The organism is Microvirga sp. BF8 (assembly GCF_059888585.1).
In genome coordinates this window covers 3328324-3348492 of sequence record NZ_CM187619.1, presented here as the reverse complement: position 1 = coordinate 3348492, position 20169 = coordinate 3328324, and the positions used below count along the sequence as shown (strand labels likewise).

13 protein-coding genes are annotated in these 20169 nt (G+C 64.2%); 10 read left to right on the top strand and 3 right to left on the bottom strand.

Features of this window, described 5'->3' with window-relative positions; genetic code table 11:
• Positions 1-4: 4 nt before the first annotated feature.
• From AC522E_RS15870 to AC522E_RS15855, 4 genes are all read left to right on the top strand, one after another.
• Positions 5-562, top strand: coding sequence for a cyclase dehydrase (locus AC522E_RS15870; protein WP_500747226.1), 558 nt, complete (start codon positions 5-7; stop codon positions 560-562).
• Positions 563-579: 17 nt separating this feature from the next.
• Positions 580-1029, top strand: a complete 450-nt coding sequence (locus tag AC522E_RS15865; RefSeq protein WP_500747225.1) for a DUF488 domain-containing protein — start codon at positions 580-582, stop codon at positions 1027-1029.
• Positions 1030-1094: 65 nt separating this feature from the next.
• Complete coding sequence (locus AC522E_RS15860; protein ID WP_500747224.1) at positions 1095-1637, top strand: MOSC domain-containing protein; 543 nt, start codon at positions 1095-1097, stop codon at positions 1635-1637.
• Positions 1638-1982: 345 nt separating this feature from the next.
• Positions 1983-3794 (top strand): ABC transporter ATP-binding protein, encoded by a 1812-nt coding sequence (locus AC522E_RS15855; protein WP_500747223.1) that lies wholly within the window; start codon positions 1983-1985, stop codon positions 3792-3794.
• 4 nt (positions 3795-3798) lie between these two features.
• Here the strand turns inward: AC522E_RS15855 and AC522E_RS15850 are convergent, their stop codons facing one another.
• A complete protein-coding gene (locus AC522E_RS15850) occupies positions 3799-5199 on the bottom strand; it encodes a peptidoglycan-binding protein (RefSeq protein ID WP_500747222.1) in 1401 nt (466 codons plus the stop codon).
• Between the two features lie 72 nt (positions 5200-5271).
• On the opposite strand from AC522E_RS15850, the gene AC522E_RS15845 reads away from it, so the two are divergent.
• The 4 genes from AC522E_RS15845 (at position 5272) to pbpC (ending at position 14992) form a co-directional block, all read left to right on the top strand.
• Positions 5272-5685 (top strand): lysozyme inhibitor LprI family protein, encoded by a 414-nt coding sequence (locus AC522E_RS15845; RefSeq protein ID WP_500747221.1) that lies wholly within the window; start codon positions 5272-5274, stop codon positions 5683-5685.
• A 151-nt stretch (positions 5686-5836) separates the two neighbouring features.
• Entirely contained in the window at positions 5837-7555 is a 1719-nt protein-coding gene (locus AC522E_RS15840; RefSeq protein WP_500750724.1) for a chloride channel protein, read from the top strand.
• 136 nt (positions 7556-7691) lie between these two features.
• Positions 7692-12893 (top strand): alpha-2-macroglobulin family protein, encoded by a 5202-nt coding sequence (locus tag AC522E_RS15835; RefSeq protein WP_500750722.1) that lies wholly within the window; start codon positions 7692-7694, stop codon positions 12891-12893.
• Positions 12893-14992 carry a penicillin-binding protein 1C gene (gene pbpC / locus AC522E_RS15830; RefSeq protein WP_500747220.1) on the top strand — a complete coding sequence of 700 codons (2100 nt, stop codon included), beginning with the start codon at positions 12893-12895 and terminating at the stop codon, positions 14990-14992. The genes AC522E_RS15835 and pbpC overlap by 1 nt, the downstream gene beginning before the upstream one ends.
• A gap of 7 nt (positions 14993-14999) precedes the next feature.
• Here pbpC and hemN read toward each other — a convergent pair whose 3' ends face one another.
• Together hemN and AC522E_RS15820 are read right to left on the bottom strand one after the other, a co-directional pair.
• Positions 15000-16337 (bottom strand): oxygen-independent coproporphyrinogen III oxidase, encoded by a 1338-nt coding sequence (hemN, locus tag AC522E_RS15825; RefSeq protein ID WP_500747219.1) that lies wholly within the window; start codon positions 16335-16337, stop codon positions 15000-15002.
• A 127-nt stretch (positions 16338-16464) separates the two neighbouring features.
• On the bottom strand, positions 16465-17181 hold the full coding sequence (locus AC522E_RS15820; RefSeq protein WP_500747218.1) for a Crp/Fnr family transcriptional regulator: 717 nt from the start codon (positions 17179-17181) through the stop codon (positions 16465-16467).
• A 225-nt stretch (positions 17182-17406) separates the two neighbouring features.
• Between AC522E_RS15820 and AC522E_RS15815 the strand changes: the two genes are divergently transcribed.
• Positions 17407-17913, top strand: coding sequence for a GAF domain-containing protein (locus AC522E_RS15815; protein WP_500747217.1), 507 nt, complete (start codon positions 17407-17409; stop codon positions 17911-17913).
• A 106-nt stretch (positions 17914-18019) separates the two neighbouring features.
• Positions 18020-20140 carry an adenylate/guanylate cyclase domain-containing protein gene (locus AC522E_RS15810; protein WP_500747216.1) on the top strand — a complete coding sequence of 707 codons (2121 nt, stop codon included), beginning with the start codon at positions 18020-18022 and terminating at the stop codon, positions 20138-20140.
• The last annotated feature ends 29 nt before the right edge of the window (positions 20141-20169 follow it).

Below are 20169 nucleotides of genomic sequence, written 5' to 3'. Positions count from 1 at the left end.
TCCCATGGCCCACTCTGCCCACCGACGTCGTTCGCAGGCCTCCGCCGAGACTCTGGCACGCGGGCTCGGCTGGTTCAGCCTCGCCCTTGGCGCCGCCGAACTCCTGGGTGCGAAAAGCATGGCACGCTGGCTCGGCATCGAGCAGCATGAAAGGCTGATCCGCGCATATGGCGCGCGCGAAATCGCCACCGGCGTCGGCATTCTTGCTCAGAGGGATCCCACGCCCTGGATCTGGGGTCGGGTGGCGGGCGACGCGCTTGACTTGGCGACCCTCGGAACCGCCCTCCGGGAGCGTCATGCGAAACATGACCGGATTGCTGTGGCTTTCGGTGTGGTTGCGGGCGCGACGGTTGTCGATATAGTCTGCGCCAATGCCCTGACAGGGCAGGAGCCACGGCAGCGCCGCTTCGATTATAGCGATCGTAGCGGCCTGCCGCGCCCGCCCCAGCAGATGCGGGGTGTGGCGCGCGACTTCGAGGTGCCACGAGACATGCGCATTCCCGATGCGCTGCGTCCCTACAAGCAGGCGCGAAGTCCCGGGCGACCGCAGCCGTCCATGTAAGGGACCAAAGAGGACATATGGCAAAGCCTCGCGTCTTTACGATCGGCTACGAGGGAGCGGATCTCGACCGCTTTCTCACGACTCTGCAGGATGCGGGCGTCGCTACGTTGGCGGACGTACGCGCCGTGGCGTTGTCGCGGAAACGCGGCTTTTCGAAGTCGGCACTCCGCGAAGCGCTGGCCCAGCGCAATCTCGGCTACGAGCATTTCATCCGGCTTGGAACGCCCAAGGAGGGGCGACAGGCCGCCCGCGCAGGCGACGCTGCCCTCATGCAGCGGATCTATTGCGACGAGGTTCTGGCGACACCGGAGGCACAGGCGTCCTTCGAGCAATTGGAAGATCTTGCGCGACAACAACCCATCTGCCTTCTCTGCTTCGAGCGTGACCCGGCCAACTGCCATCGCCGCATTCTCGCCGAGCGTCTCGGCAAGCGCGGAATGGATGTGGTCGATCTCACGGTGGTATGAGGGACGTGCCACGACGGACCATCGATGGTCATTCCGGCCCCTGGCTATCCGGAAAAGGCACAAGCATGAATCCTGTCGTCGAAGCCGTCAGCAGCTCCCCTGCGCACGCGTTCAGCAAGACGAGCCAGAACTGTATACGACTTCTTGCAGGGCTTGGCGTTGAGGGCGATGCCCATGCGGGCAGAACCGTGAAACATCGCTCGCGTGTCGCGAAGGATCCGACTCAGCCCAACCTCCGCCAGGTGCACCTGATCCATGCGGAGCTCCACGAGGAACTGCGGGCCAAGGGGTATAGTGTCTCCGCCGGCGACATGGGCGAGAATATCACGACGCGGGGAATCGATCTCCTCTCCTTGCCGACAGGCGCGCTCCTGTCCATTGGCGAAGGAGCCCTGGTGGAGGTGACTGGCCTGCGCAATCCTTGTGTCCAGATCGACCGCTTTCAAAAAGGGATGATGGCGGCGGTGCTTGGTCGTGACGAGCATGGCCAGCTCATTCGCAAGGCGGGTGTAATGGCTGTCGTTCTGCGCGGCGGCGAGGTAAGACCCGGGGATCTGATCCGTGTTGAATTTCCGGAAGTGCCTCACAAAAGGCTCGAGCCGGTCTGAGGCAGCCGGAACTCCGCGGAATTGATCGATCGAATCAATTCTTTTGATGATCCCGGAGCGCTCGTTCCCTGAAAGCGAGGCTGGATAGGCATTGCCAAAGTAAACGGCATCGGTTACGTCTGCGCAGGGTCTCGTTCCAACCAGGGAGGATTGCATGGCAGTTGTCGCACGCTTGCGCAATGTTCCTCCCATGTTCGCGCTTTAGGCAGAACAAGACGGGCCCCATAGGCCCAGAACACCCCAGCATACCGACATCGTGAACGAGTCCGGCGATCCTTACGATCGCACCGTGCGCCGTTCCTCATTTACCAGGAGAGGTTCGCCCCGGTGCGGACCGGTCGTCCGATGAGACACCAGAAGAAGCGCGGTGATGCGACCCGCGACGTACTGAGATTCACGTTCCGGCATTGGCGCCACGAACCGCGATATGTCCTGCTCATCGTTGCCACCATGATGGCTTCGACGCTGGCGGATGTATTCATGCCGGTCTTCGCTGGCCGTCTTGTCGACGCGATCTCGCTTGGGGCGGCAGAGCGGGATGCCGCGCTGTCCGGCGCAATATCGGCCTTCGTCGCCATGACGATGCTTGGCCTCGTCATGGTCGTCATGCGGCACTTGGCGTTCTACGGAATCGTGGAGTTGACGCTGCGGGTGATGGGCCGTGTGGCGCAGGACGCCTTCGCGCGGGTGCAGCGGTTCTCGACCGATTGGCATGCGAACAGCTTCGCCGGATCGACCGTCCGGAAGATCACTCGGGGCATGTGGGCGCTCGACCTCCTGCACGACACCATCCTGCTCGCCCTGCTGCCGTCGCTCGTGGTGTTGATCGGCTCCATGATCGTGCTTGGCCTGCATTGGCCGGTCATGGGTCTCGTAATCGCGGTCGGCACGCTCGCCTACATCGGCATGACCGCTCTTCTCTCGTCCCTGTATGTCGCGCCGGCCGCTCGGTTGGCGAATGCCTGGGATACGAAGATGGGCGGGACCCTGGCGGATGCGCTGAGCTGCAACGCGGTTGTCAAGGCGTTCGGCGCGGAGGCGCGCGAGGATACCCGGTTGTCGGGCGTGATCGCGAAATGGCAGAGCCGGACCCGGCACCTATGGCGCCGCGGCACAAGAAGTGGAACAACGCAGCTTCTGGCGCTTCTCGTCATCCGTGCCGCCATCATTGGCACGGCGCTCTGGCTGTGGTGGGAGAACCGTGCATCACCTGGAGACCTTGCCTACGTTCTGACGACGTACTTCGTGATCCACGGGTACCTCCGCGATGTCGGGATGCACATCAACAATCTGCGCCGTTCCGTGAACGACATGGAGGAACTTATCGCGATCCACGACGAGCCGGTCGGGATCGAGGACAGGGCTTTGGCTCCCGCCATTCGCATCACGAAAGGTGAAATCGCTTTCGACGACGTGAGCTTCCACTATGCCGGGCACGCGACGCCGCTTTACCGTCATCTCTCGCTCACCATCGGCGCGGGCGAACGCGTCGGCCTCGTCGGTCCGTCCGGATCGGGAAAGACCACGCTCGTCAAGCTGGTGCAGCGGCTCTACGACGTGTCTGGCGGAGGCATCTTCATCGACGGGCAGAACATCGCCGAAATCCGACAATCGTCCCTGCGGTCGCAAATCGCCATCGTCCAGCAGGAGCCCGTGCTATTCCACCGGACGCTTGCCGAGAATATCGCCTATGCGCGTCCCGGCGCTTCGATGGAGGAGATTGAGCATGCGGCGAAGCTTGCCAATGCGCATGATTTCATCATGCATCTGCCCAAGCGCTATGGCACGCTCGTTGGCGAGCGCGGCGTGAAGCTCTCGGGCGGTGAGCGTCAGCGGGTCGCCATTGCGCGGGCTTTCCTTGCGGATGCGCCCATCCTGATCCTCGACGAGGCCACGTCTGCCCTCGATTCGGAATCCGAGCGACTGATCCAACAGGCAATGGAACGACTGATGGAAGGGCGCACATCCATTGTCATCGCACACCGTCTCTCCACGGTCCGCGCCCTTGACCGCATCCTCGTCTTCGAGAAGGGGCGCATCGTCGAAGAAGGCACGCATATGAACCTGTATCATCAAGGCGGGCTCTATCGACGCCTCTGCGATCACCAGGAATTGGAGTTCGGCGACGCAAGGCGCACCGGACTCGCGGCGGAGTAGTGTATCAGGGGCCGCAGGTGATCGGGACGACGGCGGGTCGCATCAGGGTGACGAGATCGGCGGCGCTCATGGTTTGTGCCGCCGGTTTCGCCTCGCCTTTGAGGCCAGGGATGGCTTCCGCCAGATCGGCGGAGGGGAGAAGCCCGTAGCGGGCAACCGGAACGATCCCGGCGACCTTGCGCGGGCTCGGGGGAAGCGTCCCCACAAGTCCTACCAGGCCGCCATTCGGATTGAAGACAGGGGCGCCGCTTGCGCCCGGCTGGAGGGCCGCAACGATTTCTGTCGTGTCCTCCTGTGTTCCGGCGATGGCATTGAGCCGCTCGCCATCCCCGTCATTTCCAGAGGCGATGACGAGCACCCGCCCGCCCGGCTCCGGGTGGGCGGCCGAAAGGGGTGACTCGGGTTTCACGGCAAGATCCTGCGCCAGTTCCAGTACGAACGGACCTTTCCCTTTGACCTGCTGCACCCGCACCGCGCCGATCCTGGCATCCTTGCAGCGGTCGACCGCTGCGGCGGTGACAACCTGGCGGCGTCCCACGACGAGACCTGTGCCGAAGGGCGCCTGTCCAGTGCTCGCGATCACCGGCTGTGCGGGCCCTGCTGCGGCAGACGCTGCGGCCGCCGGTCGCGGCGTCGTTGGAAAGGGTTCGAACGAATTGGCAATGGCAACGACCACGCGGTCGAAGTGCTGTGCGACGGATTTGTCGTAGCCGATGGAGAAGGCGCGGATTCCCGATCCGCTGCCCGCATAGCGCGTATAGAATTTGCCTGTCGGCGTCTCACCGGCGATCACGAAGAAATCCGGCCGCAGCACCTTGTAGCTGACGACGCGACCTGGTGTCTTGATGGAGACATTACGCTCATAGAGCGAGAGCAGGGTCGCATCCCCTGGTGCGATGCGGGTGTCGAGGGTTACCATGCCATCCGCGCTCTGCCAGCGGCTTCCGCCGCTCGGATTGTCGCTTATCTTTGGGAGAAGCTTCAGGGGAATGCCGATTCGGATTCCGGTTCTTGCATCGTCGATGACTGTGAAGCCAATGGTATCGCGCGCGGTCCGGGCGCCCGCCACGAGTGCCGCGCGCTCGGCCGTGGCGAGCACACCCGTTGCGGGCCGCCTATTTTTCCTCTGATACGCCACGATGGCTTCGAAGGTCTGCCGGCCGAAGGTTCCGTCAGCGGCCCCGCTATAGTCGCCGCTCCAGATCAATCCTTCCTGGATATCCCGACGGTCGGGTTCCGGCAGGCTCTCGAAGGCGGCACGCGCTGGATCGACGGCAGGGTCAGATGTACGGCTCCCTGGGCCTGACACAGGCTGTGCCCGGACAGGGCTTGCATAAGGCGGGACCGCGAGGGCCAAAAGAACGGCCCACCACGTCAGCTTGGGGCGCAAACAGGCGCGATTCATCTGGCGTCTCCCTCGTCGATCGGATTATTTTCGCAGAGCGTGCTACCAAAGACCAGATCACGGAATGCTTCGATGAAACTTCATGCCGCCCTCGTCGTCCTCAGCGCCTTCTCGTTCTCGAGCGGTGCCCTTGCCCAGGCCCGCCCCGCAAATCCCTGCAGCACGGAAACGTCGACCTACGCTCAGGGCGAGTGCCTGGACAAGGCCCTGAAAGCAGCCGACGGCGAACTCAACACCGTTTACAGGAAGGCGCAGGCCGCCATCGACAAGAGCGACACGATGAATACGGAGCAGCGCCGCAACTGGAAGCAGGCGCTTCAAAAGGCTCAGCGCGCCTGGGTTGCGTTCCGGGACGCCGATTGCGGTGAGCCAGTCGGCTACGAATGGTTTCAGGGTACCGGCATGGGACCGGCGACGTTGGCTTGCAACCTCGAAAAAACCAAGATCAGGACTCAGGAACTGACCGACCGATACATCAACCGGTAGGCTGCGGTATTCCTTTGACACCCCTGTGCCCTCGTGACAAACCACGGCGCAACTGGCCCGTGGTCCTGCCGTGATAGCCTTCATCCCCCGCCATCTCCTCAACCATCCGCGTCTTCAGGCTCTGATCCGACGGCGCGAGGTCCCGTTCGTCATGCTCGCGGCTGCCGTCGGAGCGCTCTCTGGCGTGGTCGTGGCGGCCATGGGATTCATCACGCGGCTGCTGCACAGTCTGCTCTTCGATATCACCCTCGAAGAAAGCTTGAGCGCTCTGACCGTGCTCGAGCCTCGCCAAGCTTTCATTCCCGCCATCGGCGGATGCCTTGTGGGTCTCAGCGCATGGCTCGTCGCCCGTTACCGGACGACGCACCTTGTCGACCCGATCGAGGCGAATGCCCTCCATGGCGGGCGGCTCTCCCTCAATGACAGCCTGATCGTGGGAATCCAGACCATTCTGTCAAACGGCTTCGGAGCGTCTGTGGGACTGGAGGCCGGCTATACGCAGATGGGTTCCGGGCTCGCCTCCTGGGGCGCGCGGCGATTGAACCTGCGCCGCAGCGATGTTCGCGTGCTCGTCGGCTGCGGGGCTGCGGGAGCCATTGCCTCGGCATTCAATGCACCGTTCACAGGCGCATTTTACGGGTTCGAACTCATTATCGGCGTCTATTCGGTGGCAACCGTCGCGCCAGTGATGGCCTCGACACTTGCCGCCGTCCTGGTCGCCCGTCTCCTTCAAACCGCTCCGACCTTGATCGAGGTTCCGCCGATCCCGGATCTATCGGCCGGCGACTACTTCCCCTTCCTTATTCTCGGGTTGGTTGCAGGCGCCGTCTCAGTCGGCATCATGCGCCTCGTGACCCTCGTCGAGCAGACCTTCGTCGCCACCCGTTGCCCGCCGATGTTCCGGCCCGCTTTTGGCGGACTTGCAGTGGGCGGGCTTGCTCTTTTCGTCCCGCAGGTCCTGTCGGCCGGCCACGGTGCCCTTCATATTCAGCTCGAGACCGGTCTCAGCCTTGGAATGCTGGCGCTTCTGTTCGCGGCCAAGGTTGCGGCGTCGGCCGTTTCGCTGGGGTCCGGCTTCCGCGGCGGCTTGTTCTTTGCCTCGCTCCTGCTCGGTGCGCTTCTCGGCAAGATCTTCGCCATCGTCGCCGGACCAGTCATGCCGCTCGCGGTCGATCCGGTGGTCTCAGCCATCGTCGGCATGGCATCCCTTGCCGTCGGCATCGTCGGCGGCCCACTGACGATCACGTTCCTCGCCCTCGAAACGACAGGCGATCTTGCCATCAGCGGGATCGTCCTTACAGCCTCTATCATGGCCGCCATCGTGGTGCGCCAGACCTTCGGCTACTCCTTCTCGACCTGGCGCCTTCATCTGCGTGGGGAGACGATCCGCAGCGCGCAGGATGTCGGCTGGCTGCGCAACCTGACCGTGGGCAAGATGATGCGCCGGGATGTCAAGACCATCCAGGTTCCCACGACGTTGACGGAGTTCCGGCACAAATTCCCTCTCGGATCGGCCCAGCGGGTCGTGGCTGCCGACGAAGCAGGCCATTATGCCGGGATCGTTCTCGTTCCCGAAGCCTATGCGTCCGATCTGGAAGCCGATGCGAACAACAGCATCGCGCCGCTGCTGCGCTACCGGGACGATATGCTCGTTCCCGCCATGAATGTGAAGGAGGCGGCGGGCATCTTCGATCAGTCCCAGAGCGAAGAACTCGCGGTCGTCGACAATACGCGGAACCGCAAGGTTCTCGGGCTGCTGACCGAAAGCCATCTCCTGCGGCGCTACAGCGAAGAGCTCGACAAGGCCCATCGTGGAGCTCTTGGGGAAGAGACCGTGAGCGAGAGCATGCGCAAGGAGCGTCAGGCCTGAGGGTAACCGCAGGGCTCTCGAACCGCTCGTCTTGGTTGTGCCCCGTCGCAATGCTAGGCTCGCGTCTTGCGTATGGGCAGGGGAGAATCCGATGATCCGTCGATGGGTGCGCGTGGCCATCGTTGCTGCGGGTGTGATGGCTGGATCCCTGGCGGCCCAAGGGCAACCGGCCCCGAAAGCCTTCGTCAGCGACGAGCTGGCAAGCCAGGCGGTCCGCCTGGAACAGGCGATCAAGAAAGAGGGCAGCGCCTTCGCGGCGGACAGGGCCGCGCCCGCCTTGCGACGCACTGGAGAGACGATGCTGGGGCGGGGTCTGGCGAATCAGGCCCTGAGTGCCTTTGCCGGAGCCATCGCCGTCGAGCCTGGTAACCCAGCGAACTGGGCCGGCTATGCTCGGGCGGCTCTTGCCGTGGATCCCGGAAACAATTGGGAGGAGCGCGAGAAGCTGCAGAGCCGACGCCTCGCTGCGGCCTTTGCTGCCTATCAGCGCGCGACCAGTCCGGTCGACGAGGCGGCGGCGCTCGCCCTTCTGGGACAGGCCTATGCCGCGCAGGAGTTCTGGCGTCCGGCGCTCAATGCCTATGCGGCCAGCCTCAAGATCAGGGACGATTCCTCCGTCCGCGCAACTTACGAGCCGCTCCGGGAAGAGCACGGCTTCCGGGTCCTGGATTTCAAGGTCGACTCCGATGCGGCCTCGCCGCGGGTATGTTTCCAGTTTTCCGACCCCTTGGCGGGCGGCAAGGTCGATTTCTCTCCCTTCGTCGCCGTCTCCGGTCAGGCCAATGCCGCTGTCTCTGCCGAGGATACGCAGCTCTGCGTCGACGGCCTGAAACACAGCGAGCGTTATGCCGTCGTTCTGCGGCAGGGCCTCCCGTCGGCCGTCGGTGAAAGCCTTTTGGCCTCGGCCGATTATGAGATCTATGTTCGCGACCGTTCTCCCCAGGCGCGATTCACGGGGCGCAATTATGTGCTGCCCAGCACGGGGCAGGAGGGCATTCCCGTCGTCTCGGTCAACACCAGGAAGGTGGATGTCGAGGTCTACCGGATCGGCGACCGCAGCCTTCTGCCGACGGTGCGCTCCTACGATTTTCTCGGGCAGCTTTCGCGCTATTCCGCAGCGGAGATCGGCCGCGAGAAGGGCGTGAAGATCTGGAACGGCACGCTCGATACCGCGTCGGAGCTCAATCGGGACGTGATCACCGCATTTCCGGTGATCGAGGCGGTCGGAAAGCTGGAACCAGGCATCTATGTGATGACGGCCAAACCCAATGACGGCGGTCAAGCCACCAGTCCGGGCGACGAGGATTACGGCAACATTGCCACGCAATGGTTCGTCGTATCCGATCTCGGGTTGACGGCATTCACCGGCAAGGGGGGCGTTCAGGTCTTCGTGCGGTCGCTGGCCAGCGCCGAACCGCACAGCGACGTGGAGATCAGGCTGGTCGCCCGCAACAACGAGGTGCTCGCCACGAAGAAGACCGATGCAACCGGCGTGGCCCAGTTCGACCCCGGTCTCGCGCGCGGCGAAGGCGGGCTTGCGCCCGGGCTCGTGGTGGCGACGGTGGGCGCCGATTACGGATTCCTCGATCTCGGGTCCTCGGCTTTCGATCTGAGCGACCGCGGGGTAAAGGGGCGCACGGTGCCGGGTTCGGTAGATGCCCATCTGTATACGGAACGGGGTGTCTATCGCACCGGTGAGACGGTCGCCCTCACGGCGCTTTTGCGCGACGTGAAGGGTATTGCCGTTCCGAACGTGCCTGTTACGCTCGTGGTCCGTCGTCCCGACGGCGTCGAGTACCGCCGCGTGCTGGTCGAGGACCAGGGTCTGGGCGGACGGGCTCTCTCCATCCCGATCCTGCCCGGGTCGCTGCGCGGCACCTGGCGGATCGCGGCCTATACGGATCTGAAGGGAGCCTCGATCGGTGAAACCACCTTTCTCGTCGAGGATTACGTCCCCGAGCGGCTGGAAGTGAACCTGACGCCGAAAGTCGATGCTCTCCGCCCGGGCCAACTCGCGCCCGTCGATCTTGCCGCCCGCTATCTCTACGGTGCGCCGGGCGCAGACCTTGCCGTCACGGGCGAGGTTGCCGTCGCCGCAGCGAGTGCGTCCGGCGTGAAAGGGCTCGACGGGTTCACCGTCGGCCTCGACGACGAGACGGTCGAAGCGTCCACCGTCGAGATCGAACAAGCCTCCACAACGGATGCCCAGGGACGCGCCAGCCTCCAGATTCCGGTGCAGAATGTCGCTGCACCCCGTCCGCTGGAAGCGCGCTTCACCTTACGCGTCGGGGAGTCGGGAGGGCGCGCCGTCGAGCGCAGTGTGACGCTGCCGATCCTGCCGAAAGGCCCGGTCGTCGCCGTGCGCAAGAATTTCAGTGGCCAGCTCGGGGAGGGAGCGAATGCCACCTTCGATGTCGTGCTCGCCGATCCCACGGGCAAACGGCTGGCGAGCGGCAATGTGGGTTGGAGCCTCTACAAGATCGAGCGGCGCTACCAATGGTACAATTCCGATGGCCGCTGGAGCTATGAACCGGTCAAGAATACCCGCCGCGTCGCCGATGGGCGCATCGAGGTGAAGGCCGATGCTCCGACCCGGGTTTCAGCGCCGGTGGAATGGGGCACCTACAGGCTCGACGTGAACGCCGTCGATCTCGGCGAAACGGCACAGACCAGCCTGTCCTTCACTGTCGGTTGGTCCGGCGACCAAACGGCTGACACGCCGGATCTGTTGGACATGACGCTCGACCGGCCGAGCTATCGCGCGGGCGATACGATGAAGCTGCGGCTCAACCCGCGCTTCGCAGGCAAAGCGACAGTCGCGGTCGTCAGCGACCGGGTGCACGATATCCGTGTCGTGGACGTCGCGGCTGCGGGAACTGACGTGAGCCTGCCCGTCAAGGCCGAATGGGGTCCGGGGGCCTATATGGTCGTCCTGGCGCATCGTCCGCTCGACCGGACGGCGCGACGCATGCCGGGTCGTTCGCTCGGCACCGCATGGTTCGAGATCGACCGAGACGCTCGATCTCTCGCCGTCAATCTCAATGCGCCCGATAAGATCAGACCGCGGGGTCTCCTGAGCCTTCCGATCAAAGTGGGTGGATTGAAGCCGGGTGAGGAGGCACGCATCACTGTCGCCGCAGTCGATGTGGGCATCCTCAACCTGACACGCTACGAGGCGCCGAGCCCGACGAACTATTTCTTCGGACAGAAGCAACTCTCCGCCGAGATTCGCGACCTCTACGGCTACCTGATCGATGGGATGCAGGGCACTCGCGGCGCCATTCGCTCCGGCGGCGACATGGAGCCGAAGCCGCTCGACGGCATTCCACCGACGCAGGAGCCGCTGGCTCGCTTCTCGGGTGTAGTGAAAGTCGCTCCCGACGGGTCCGCCAATGTAGAATTCGACATCCCCGCCTTCAATGGCACCGTGCGTGTGATGGCCGTCGCCTGGACCAAGGACCGTGTCGGCAGTGCTGCGTCCGATGTGATCGTGCGCGATCCGGTGGTGCTGTCGGGAACGCTTCCGCGCTTCCTGTCGGTCGGGGATCGTTCCCGTTTCTTCCTGCAGCTCGACAACGTCGAAGGGGCCGCCGGCGAATACACCGTTGACCTCGATATCCAGGGACCCGTCATCGTTGCGGCGGATGCCATGCGATCGACGATCAGGCTGGGCGAGAAAGCCAAAGGCAATATCGTCATTCCGGTGACGGCCGGTGGGCAGGGGACAGCCAGCATCGATGTTACCCTAAAGGGTCCCGGAATAGACGATCTGACTCAGCGCTTCACCGTCGCGATCCAGCCTGGCACGGGAGCGCTCGAGCGCCGCACGGTGCGCAACATCGATCCGGGCGCGAGCATCACTCTCTCAAAGGACCTCGTGGTCGATATCCTTGCCGGTACCGGTGCGGTATCGCTCTCGGTCTCACCGCTCGCGAGCCTCGATGTACCGGGGCTTTTGCAGGCCCTCGACCGCTATCCTTACGGATGCACGGAGCAGATCGTCAGCCGCGCGCTGCCGCTGCTCTATGTCAACAAGCTTGCGGAGGAAGAGAAGCTGTCGCTCGACGAGAAGGCCGACGAGCGCGTGCGCGCCGCCATCGAACGCATTCTGGCGCGGCAGGATTCCAACGGATCCTTCGGGTTATGGAATGTCGGTGGAGACGACATCTGGCTCGATGCCTATGCCATGGACTTCCTGACCCGTGCGCGTGAACATGGTTTTACCGTGCCTCAGGTTGCCTTCACGCTCGCTCTCGACCGGCTGCGAAACTTCGTCGCCAATACGACCCAGGTCGAGGACAATGCCGCGAACCTTGCCTACGCGGCCTATGTGTTGGCACGCAATGGACGCCCCGTCATGGGGGACCTCAGGTATCTTGCCGATACGAAGCTGAGTGCCTTCGGATCCCCCCTGGCGCGCGGCCAGATCGCCGCCGCACTGGCTCTGCTCGGCGACCGAGGGCGCGCGCAGAAGGCCTTTGCATCAGCCGCGGAGCAATTGCGAAACGAGCGCGACACGGGCGGCTACCGGGCCGATTATGGCTCGCGACTGCGCGATGGAGCCGGGCTTCTGACGCTCGCATCGGAGACCGACAACATGCCGGCAATCATGCAGCCGGTTGCGAAGGTCATCGACGAGGAGCGTGGCAACCGGCGCACCAGTACGCAGGAAGAGGCATGGCTCGTTCTCGCGGCGCAGGCTGTTGCCCGCGATGCGGAAGCCATCGTGCTGAGGGTGGATGGCGCGAATCGTAAGGGTTCATTCTATCGAACCTATCGGGACGCAGCATTGAACGGCGCATCGGTGACGGTTGCGAATACCGGCCCGGCTGCCGTTCAGGCTGTCGTCACAGTCACCGGGAACCCGGTCGAGCCGGAGCCTGCGGTATCGCGCGGCTATGCGGTGGAACGCAGCTACTTCAAGCTCGATGGCACCCAGGTCCAGCCGACCGCCGTGCGCCAGAACGATCGGCTCGTGGTGGTGTTGAAGGTCACCGAATCGGAGGCAAAGCAGGCGCGCATCCTGCTCGTCGACCGCCTGCCGGCCGGCTTCGAAATCGACAATCCCAAGCTCGTGGACAGCGACACAGTGGCAGGCTTGCCGTGGCTCAAGCGGGATGTGGAACCGGCGCATACCGAGTACCGCGATGACCGCTTCGTTGTCGCCTTCGACAGGAATCCGGATCAGCCGGCTTTCTTTACGGTCGCCTACATGGCGCGGGCGGTCTCGCCGGGCCGCTACGTGCATCCGGCGGCGCAGGTCGAGGACATGTACCGGCCGGAGCGCTTCGGACGGACCGGCTTCGGCTCCGTCGAGGTGATGCAGCCGAGGCCGTGATGCGCGCGGGCGCCGCCAAGCTGCTCAGGATCGGTCGCATCGCTGCAGGCGTGCTTGCGGTTGTCGTGGTGTTGCCTGGCCTCGTCCTCTGGCGCCATGTGGAGCGACTCGGACCGGTAGACCTTGATGTCGCAGGGGAAAGCTCGACCGTCGTTCTCGATCGCGACGGGCGATTGCTGCGCCCCTTCGTGACTGCCGAGGGCCGTTGGCGGCTTCCCATCGCGACGGACGATGTCGATCCCCACTACCTTTCGATGCTCAAGGCATACGAGGATGCGCGGTTCGAGCGGCACATCGGCATCGATCCCCTCGCATTCCTGCGGGCGACCTTTCAGTTCATTCAGAACGGCGCCGTCGTGTCCGGAGGGTCGACCCTGACCATGCAGGTGGCGCGGCTCCTCGAACCGCGAGACGAGCGCACGTTGAGTGCGAAGCTCCGGCAGATCGTGCGGGCGTTGCAGTTGGAGCGCCAGCTCACCAAGGATCAGATCCTGAGGCTCTATCTCACCCTTGCGCCATATGGAGGAAACCTCGAAGGGGCCCGTGCTGCGAGCCTGTCCTATTTCGGCCGCGAACCGAAACGCCTCTCGTTTGCCGAGGCGGCGCTCCTGGTTGCTCTGCCCCAGTCGCCGGAAGCGCGGCGTCCCGACCGTGACCCGCGGTCCGCCCGCAGGGCGCGTGACCGGGTTCTCGATCGCGCACGGGCGCGTGGTGTCATCAACGCGGTCGAAGCCGAGGCAGCCAAGGCCGAGCCCGTCCCGCAACGGCGCCACGCGTTTCCCATGCTGGCGGCACACGCCGCAGAGGAGGCGGTGGCCGAGCGGCCATTCCTGAAGATTCAACGCCTGTCCATCGATTTGCGTCTGCAGGCGAGCCTGGAGCGGCTGGCACGGGAGCGGATCGAACGCCTCGATCATCGCCTGTCTCTCGCTATCGTCGTGATCCACAACGCCACCGGCGAGATCCGCGCGCAGGTCGGCAGTCCCGATTACATGAGCCGCGAGCGGGCAGGGGCTATCGACATGACTCAGGCCCTGCGGTCCCCCGGCTCAGCGCTGAAGCCGCTTATCTATGCACTCGCCTTCGAGAGTGGACTGGCGCATCCGGAGACACTTCTCGATGACAGGCCCTCCCGCTATGGTTCCTACCAACCGGAGAATTTCGATCTCGGCTTCCAGGGGACCGTGACTGCGCGGCGCGCTCTGCAGTTGTCTCTCAATGTACCTGCCGTCGAACTCCTGAACGAGATCGGTCCCGCCAGGCTCCTGGCCCGCCTTCACCAGACCGGCATTGCTATCGCCATGCCGAGAGAGTCCGCCCCAGGCCTTGCAATCGGTCTCGGTGGGCTCGGCATCACGCTCAGCGATCTCACACGGATCTATGCCGGACTGGCCCGCGGCGGCGACATGCCGGACCTCGTACGGCGAATCGGGGAGGCCGCGCCATCCGGTCCGCCGCGCCGGATCGCCGACCCGGTGGCGGCCTGGTATGTGTTCGACATCCTTCGTGGCGCGCCGCCGCCCGATAACGCACTCGCCGGACGCATCGCCTTCAAGACCGGGACGTCCTATGGCTATCGCGATGCCTGGGCAGTCGGTTACGACCGGACCTATACCATAGGCGTCTGGATCGGCAGGCCCGACGGCACGGCTGTTCCCGGCCTCGTCGGGCGCATGGCGGCGGCGCCGATCCTGTTCGATGCCTATGGGCGCCTGGGCGCAGAGCCGGAGGCCCTACCGGTGCCGCCCTTCGCTCTGCAGGCAACCACCGCGACCCTGCCTCCGCCCCTGCGCCATGTTCGCCAGGACGTGCCGAAGACGCTTGCCTCGACCGTGCAGGCACCTCTCAAGATCACGTTCCCGCTCGATGGCTCCCGGGTCGATCTTGGCTTCGCCGGGGCCATCGAAGAGCGCGGCAGCCTCGCTCTCAAGGCCGCCGGCGGGGTGCCGCCCCTGACGTGGCTGGTCGATGGGGCGCCGGTCGGGTCGAACGCAGTGCGTCGCGAAACCTTTTGGCAGCCGCAGGGTGCCGGCTTCGTGCGCCTGTCGGTGATCGACGCGAAAGGTGCAACGGACAGCATCGTCGTACGGGTCGAATAACACTGCCTTACAAGGCCGCGCTGAACCGCGAAGCGTCCTCGTCCCTAAATTGGTCGAAGACGGCCGCCGCAAGGCGCACGAAGGGCCTGCCAGCCTCCGTGATCGCAATGGAATGGTCGCCGAGCGTGACCACGCCGTCCGCCACCAAGGGGCGCAACAGGGCGAGTTCGTCGATGTAGTGGGAGTGATCGCCGAGGATGCTGAGGTCGGCGGAGAAGTTGCACATCAGCGACTCGATGATGGCGCCGCGGGCCCGGTCGTCCGCTGTCAGCCGGTAGCCACGGGCGGTCGCCAGACGCTCCTCGTCCGTAGCGCGGATGTACGCGCCGATATCGGCTGCGTTCTGGACATAACCGTCCGGCAGCTGCGAGATCGCCGAGGCGCCGAAAGCTACGAGGTTCGGGCGATCGTCATCCGTGTAGCCCTGAAAGTTGCGGTGCAGGAGACCGGACCGGCTGGCGAGGGCCAGCGGATCGTCCGGACGGGCGAAATGATCGAGGCCGATGGCGGCATAGCCGTTCCTGGTAAAGGCTTCCGCGACGGTACGGGCTTGAAAGAAGCGCTCCTCGGAGCCGGGCAGGGCAGCCTCGTCGATCAGCCGCTGGTTGGCCCTGCGGTGCGGCATATGGGCATAGCCGTAGCAGGCGACGCGATCGGGATCCAGGGACAGAACCTTGGCACAGGTAGCCTTGATCGATGCGATGCTCTGACGGGGAAGGCCATACATGAGATCGAGGTTCAGCCGCTCGATGCCATGATCCCGCAGGATCTCTACAGCTTTCTGCACCACCTCGAATGGCTGTACGCGGCCGATGGCGACCTGAACCGTATTGTCGAGGTCCTGCACGCCGAGGCTCGCTCGGTTCACGCCGAGCCTCGCGAGGCCCGCCGCCAGCGCACTGTCGACGTAGCGCGGATCGAGCTCGATTGCATGCTCGAAACCCTTGTCGAAGGAGGATGCGCGCGAGAGAGCCTCAAGAACGGACCTGAGTCCGTCGATGCCGAGGATACTCGGTGTTCCTCCGCCCCAATGGAGCCGGGCCACCCGCAGGGGTTCCGAGAGATGGCTTCGGACAAGAGCGATCTCGGCTTTCAGAGCATTCCGATAGCGTTCGATCACGTCATCCCGCCGCACGGCCTTCGTGTGGCAACCGCAATAATGGCAGAGCTCGCGGCAATAGGGCACATGCAGATAGACGGATACGCTGTCGCGCGCATCGAGGCGGCGCAGCCAGCCCTCATGCTCTTTGGATCCCACACTCGCGCTGAACTCGGCAGCGGTGGGATAGGATGTGTAGCGCGGCACCGGCAGAGTGCCGTAGCGGCGAACGAGGGCGTCGATCATGAGCGTTGTCCTGCTCGTGCCGGCTTGAAAGCCGGCCTCGATGCACGCATACGCTCAGTCCGACAAGTGTGCTTTGATCCTGATCAACCAGGGTTTTCCAACCCGGGGGCCAGGATCGGGCCCGGCGTCAGTTGATGGTGATACCCGCGACGGAGGCAAGGCGTCCCTTGTCGGCGATCTCGACCGAGTGCGGGTCTGGCAGCCGGATCAGGCCCTGCGTCTTCAGCTTGGTGAAGGTCCGGCTCACGGTTTCAATGGTCAATCCCAGATAATCGGCGATGTCGGTGCGCGTCATCGGCAGCTGGATGGGGCTTGCCGGTCGTCCGTGGGCAACCGCCCGGTTCGACATGATCAGCAGAAAGGAAGCGACCTTCTCGGAGGGTGCGAGGCGTCCGAGGATCATCTGGGTCTCGCGCGCCTCCCTCAAGGCGGAGCGGGTCATCAGATGAAGCCGGTCCCGAAGGCGGGGAAAGCGCTCTTCGAGCCTGTTCATGTCGCTGACCGAGAAGGAGCACAGGCCGGAGGGCACGACCGCTTCCGCCGTCTGGGCATAGGTCTCGTCGTCGGCAAGGCCAAGATAATCCCCTGGCATCAGGAAGCCGGTGATCTGGCGTCGTCCGTCCGGCAGGGCCAGGGAGAGGCGCAGCATTCCGGATGTCAGCGTATAGACCCGGCGACGTGGCTCTCCTTCCTCCACCAAAGCGTCATTGGGCTCCAGCCGGACAAAGCTCATCGCGCGCTCGAGCTCCGCAACCTCATCATCTTGCAGGGCGGAGCAGACCGCCATCCGCCGCGTGTCGCAGCCGGTGCATGCTTTGCAGGGGGGGCGATAATGTGAAGTCATGGGAGCCGGCGAAAGATGGATCATCAGAATATGGTGCTTTCAGGGATATTTTCCAGTAAATTGCGGCGCTTGTCCCGCCACAAAACACCGCAGGCTCGGAATAGCCCTTCCTGTCGCGAACGCAATCGCCTCTCACAAGAAAGGTTGTTTTGCCACCGTGTTTGAGGAATGCTCCCCCTGTCGGCCGCTCTGGACAAGGAAAAGCAGGCCTCCTAAGGGATTCCCATGTTCGAAGCAAAAGCCCTGCCCACGACCGCCAGCAAGTCGGAGATCTATGAATCCCTGGCCCAGCAGCTTTCGGGGCTGGTGGACGGCGAGCCGGATGCCATCGCCAATGCCGCCAACATGTCCGCGCTGATCTATGATCAGCTGCCCGATCTCAATTGGGCCGGGTTCTACTTCATGCGAGGGCCAGGTCTCGTCCTCGGACCGTTCCAGGGAAAGCCGGCCTGCATTCGCATTCCGGTCGGGCGCGGTGTCTGCGGGACCGCCGTGGAGCGCAGGACATCCATCGTCGTGGCGGATGTAAATGCCTTCCCCGGGCACATCGCCTGCGACAGCGCGTCCCGTTCCGAATTGGTGGTGCCCCTGCTGAAGGGCGGAAGCGTGCTCGGCGTCCTCGACCTGGACAGCCCGTTGCCGGACCGGTTCGACGACACGGACCGGAAAGGATGCGAGGCCCTCGTCCGGATCTACCTTGCCGCGTCGGATCTGACGGGCGACAGGGGCTGACGCTGTCCGGGACACGTCCATATGGGAATGCGGTCCCGGCTGGTTCCGGGCCGCATCGGGACTTGCGAGGACTGGGAAGCCACCTGCTCGGTCGCGGGTGGCGAAAATGACGGACCAGGCGGGACGCAAGACATTTCTATGGTCCCTTCAGGCGGTCGTCGCGCTTGTGTTCACGCTCATCGTGCTCGCCATTTCCGGCGTCCTGATCGGCTACAACCACCATCAGCTTACGGCCCTGACCCTGCGTGACGCAGAGGATGATTTCGCCCGCATTTCGGCCAGCGTCCGCAATGAGATCGCTGGCACGCTGCGTGTCGCCAGTTCGGTCCTCGATACCGTTTCCCTGACTGTCGACCCCAATCTCCCCCTTGGCCAGCTCGCTCTCGTCCTGACGCCTGTTCTCAAGGATCTCGACCGGCTTCTTCCAGCCGCCACGGGCCTGTTCATCGGCCGGGGGGATGGCAGCCACATCCTCGTTCAGCCGCTTGATGGCGCCCGCCCGCCAGAGATTGGGCCAGGCCTTGAGAATGCGGCGCTCGCCTATCAGATCGTCCAGCCGACCGATGCGGGACAAACGGTAGAGTGGGTGGTTGTCGACGATGCCGGACGCGAGCTGCGGCGCGTCCCGGCTCAGCCGACGGATTTCGATCCGCGCAAGCGACCCTGGTACACCTTGAGCCAAGCCAATCAGGGCACGGTCCTCACTCCGCCTTATCGCTTTGCCAATCTTCCCGAGGCGGGCGTCACGCTCGCGCACCAGTCCCATCAAAGGGCGGATACGGTCTTCGGCATCGACATGACGCTCGCCAGCCTCGATCAATATCTCGACCGGCTGCGCTTTCCCCCCGATCTCGAGCTGATCGTGTTCGACCGCTCCGGTACGCTGATCGCCCATCCGCGCGGCGGCTCCCTACGGCAGCTTCATCAGGCCAATGCCGCCAACCGCCTCCTGACGATCGACGACCTTAAGTCGCCGCTCCTCAGCGGCCTCTTTCATGCCTTTCAGGGCGCGGGGAACAGCCAGGGGCGTAACCTCTCCTTTACCGTTGGCAACGAGGCCTATTTCGGCCACGCGGAGGGGGTCGGGGAGGGGTTCGACGATCTCATCATCGGCATCGCCATTCCCTATGGCACGATGATAGGCCCCGCCGAGCAGATCAGGTCCGCCCTGCTTCTCGTCAGCGCCGCGTCCGTGATCGGCGCGCTGCTCATCGTGCTTCTCGCCTCGCGTCGGCTGGCTCTGCCTTTGCGGACTGCGACGGATGATATTCGACGGATCATGAAGTTCGAGTTCGGGCATGTGCGGCGCGCGCCCTCGCGCGTTGTCGAGGTGCTCGAACTCGCGCGCGCCATCGACACGCTCGAACTGGCGTTGAGCAACTTCATGCGCTACGTGCCGACCGCCCTCGTGCGCGGCATCATCGGACGCCGGTTTTCCGCGGACCTCGGCGGAATCCGTCAGCCTGTCACGGTGCTCTTCTCTGACGTCGCCGGCTTCACCACCATGGCGGAGGCTCTCGATCCCGAGCAGGTGATGAGCAAGACATCCCGCTATTTCAGCGAGATCGGCAGGGAGTTGATCCGCTCCGGCGCGACCATCGACAAGTATATCGGTGACAGCATCATGGCCTTCTGGAACGCGCCGGAAAAGCGGGAGGATCATGTGGCTCTCGCCTGCCTCGGCGCCCTTCGCGCGTCACGCCATCTCGACAAGCTCAACACCGAGTTCGTCGCCGAAGGCGGAGTACCGATGAGAACCCGTTTCGGCCTTCACACCGGTGAGGCCGTGGTCGGCAATGTAGGGTCGGTCGACCGGATGAACTATACGGCGCTCGGCCATACCGTGAACATGGCCTCCCGCTTCGAGAAGCTCAACAAGCGTTATGGCACCACCATTCTCGTAAGCGAGGACGTCCGCGCCGCGGCGGGCGAGGATTTTCTGTTCCGGTTCGTGGATCGCACGGTTCCTGAGGGCGCCCATGCCGAGATGGCTGTCCATGAACTGCTCGGGGCGGAGCTTCCGGACGAGCCGGAGCTGGCTGCTCCGCCGGAGCGGCTCGATACTCTCCCCATGTGGAACAAGGTGGTCGCCCTCTGCGATGCGGGCGACTGGGAAAGGGCGGCGAAACTTCTCGAGGAGCTGGTTCTGGTGGCCCCTGACGACATGCTGTTCAAGATCCGTCTCCAGCAATGCCGCATCCAACTCAACCCGCCGACCACGCCATGACAGGCCCTTTCACTTCGCCCCACAGCTCA